The sequence below is a fragment of the Mesorhizobium sp. Cs1299R1N3 genome (genome assembly GCF_037179625.1).
Classification (GTDB): Bacteria; Pseudomonadota; Alphaproteobacteria; order Rhizobiales; family Rhizobiaceae; genus Mesorhizobium; species Mesorhizobium salmacidum.
In genome coordinates, this window is sequence record NZ_JAPYKQ010000087.1 from 1 (window position 1) to 290 (window position 290).

The following is a 290-nucleotide window of genomic DNA, read 5'->3' on the forward strand; positions in this document are numbered from 1 at the left end:
GGCGCGTCGTTGGTGCCGGTGATGGTGATCGCCACCACCTGGGCGACGAGGCCGCCATGGCCGTCGTCGACCTGGACGGTGAAGCTGTCGGCGAGATGCTCGCCAACGGCGAGCGCGTCGACCGCGCCGCTGTCGCTGACGGTGTAGTGCCAGGTGCCGTCTGGATCGACGCTGGCCGTGCCATGGGCGGCGGCGGCGCTCACCGAAAGGGTGTGGCTGTCGCTGGTGTCGACGTCGCTGAAGGTGACCTTGCCGGTCGCGACCTGCGCCGTGGCCGGAAGATCATCGCC

1 protein-coding gene is annotated in these 290 nt (G+C 70.3%); it reads right to left on the reverse strand.

All coding sequences use genetic code 11. The features are described 5' to 3' along the window. Positions 1-290: VCBS domain-containing protein (locus O7B34_RS32075; protein WP_337149760.1), on the reverse strand; the 290-nt coding region annotated here is incomplete at both ends.